Annotated in this window: 3 protein-coding genes; all 3 read left to right on the forward strand. The window is 67.8% G+C overall.

Annotated elements, in window-relative coordinates; all coding sequences use genetic code 11:
- Window positions 1–323 (forward strand): elongation factor 1-alpha C-terminal domain-related protein (locus APY03_RS43340; protein ID WP_443082799.1); only part of this gene is annotated, 323 nt, incomplete at its 5' end.
- A gap of 37 nt (window positions 324–360) precedes the next feature.
- Window positions 361–690: a ferredoxin FdxA gene (fdxA, locus tag APY03_RS06315; protein ID WP_068675027.1), complete on the forward strand. Its 330-nt coding sequence runs from the start codon at window positions 361–363 to the stop codon at window positions 688–690.
- Window positions 648–1,200, forward strand: a 553-nt coding sequence (locus tag APY03_RS43345; protein WP_232324174.1) for an NAD(P)/FAD-dependent oxidoreductase, incomplete at its 3' end; no start/stop codon positions are given. The genes fdxA and APY03_RS43345, both read left to right, overlap by 43 nt.

Below are 1,200 nucleotides of genomic sequence, written 5' to 3' on the forward strand. Positions count from 1 at the left end.
GCGAGATCACGGCCACCATCGCCTGGCTGGACGACGAGCCGCTGCTTGCGGGCCGCGTCTACTGGGCGCTGCAGGGCCACCGCTGGGTCAAGGCCAAGGTCGCTCGCATCGTCGACCGCGTCAACATCACCACGCTGGACTCCGAGCCCGCGGACCGGCTGGAACCCAACGCCATCGGCGACGTGGTGCTCACGCTGCAGCAGCCGCTCGCGGTGCTGCCCTTCGCGCAGTCCCGGGCGCTGGGTTCTCTGGTGCTGGTCGACACCGCCTCCCACCGGACCTCGGCAGCCGTGCTCGTGCAGCCCTCGCCGGCAAGCGCCTAGAATTCCTGGTTTTCCCCGACCGATCCCGAGCCCAGCCATGACCCACGTCGTCTCTGAATCCTGTATCCGCTGCAAGTACACCGATTGCGTCGATGTGTGTCCCGTGGACTGCTTCCGCGAGGGCCCCAACATGCTGGTGATCGATCCGGACGAGTGCATCGACTGCGCTGTCTGCATCCCCGAGTGCCCGGTCAACGCGATCTACGCCGAGGAAGACCTGCCGGCCAACCAGCTCGCCTTCATCAAGCTCAACGCCGAGCTGGCCCAGGCCGACGGCTGGAAGAGCATCACCAAGCGCAAGCCCGCGCTGCCGGATGCCGACGAGTGGAAGGACAAGACCGACAAGATCGGGGAGCTGGTGCGCTGAACGCGCTGGCCGCGCCCATCGAAACCGACGCGCTGGTCATCGGCGCCGGACCGGTCGGGCTGTTCCAGGCCTTCCAGCTGGGGCTGCTCGAGATCTCCTGCCACATCGTCGACGCGCTGCCCGCCGCGGGCGGCCAGTGCGTGCAGCTGTACGGCGACAAGCCCATCTACGACATCCCGGGCATTCCGGCGACCAGTGGCAGTGGCCTGGCTACGGCGCTGCTGCAGCAACTGGCGCCGCTGAAGCCCACCTTCCATTTCCAGCAGCAGGTCGCCACGCTCGAGCGCCAGGCCGATCAGCGGCTGCTGCTCCGCACCACCACGGGCACGGGCTTTCTTGCCAGGACGGTGTTCATCGCCGCAGGCGTCGGCGCTTTCATCCCCAAGCGCATCGCACTCGAGGACATCCAGCGCTTCGAGGGAACGGCGCTCTTCTACCATCCGGAATCGCTGGAGCGCTTCGACGGCCAGGCGGTGGTCGTCAATGGCGGCGACGACGCGGCGCTGGCCA

This window comes from Variovorax sp. WDL1 (assembly GCF_001541225.1).
Classification (GTDB): Bacteria; Pseudomonadota; Gammaproteobacteria; order Burkholderiales; family Burkholderiaceae_C; genus Variovorax.